Origin of the sequence: Rhodococcus sp. R1101 (assembly GCF_000278445.1) — a bacterium.
Taxonomy (GTDB): Bacteria; Actinomycetota; Actinomycetes; order Mycobacteriales; family Mycobacteriaceae; genus Rhodococcus; species Rhodococcus gordoniae.
Genome location: NZ_AJVB01000986.1, coordinates 1 through 249, shown reverse-complemented (window position 1 = coordinate 249; position 249 = coordinate 1). Strand labels below are relative to the sequence as shown.

General features: G+C 65.5%; 1 pseudogene. It reads left to right on the top strand.

Annotation, left to right across the window (positions count from 1 at the left end):
* Positions 1 to 24: 24 nt before the first annotated feature.
* Positions 25 to 249: pseudogene (locus tag R1101_RS31470) on the top strand (hypothetical protein); the annotation flags it as partial.

Here is a 249-nt window from a genome sequence, read left to right as displayed (position 1 = left end):
CAGACTCTTCGAGTCTGTCGAACAATGAGTGAGGTGATCCTAACCCGGCAGGATGGGCAAGGTGAAAACCCGTCGGAAACCGCGCAGGACAGCGGCCCGAGCGCGCACTATGTGTCCGTGACCCCACCCGAGGACGGTCGTCCTGCGCGGGCGAGCCTGGTGCTGGCCTCGCTGATTCTCGTCGCCGCAGTGGCGAACCTGAACCTCGCCGTCGCGAACGTGGCGCTCCCCGACATCGGGAAGGCGTTC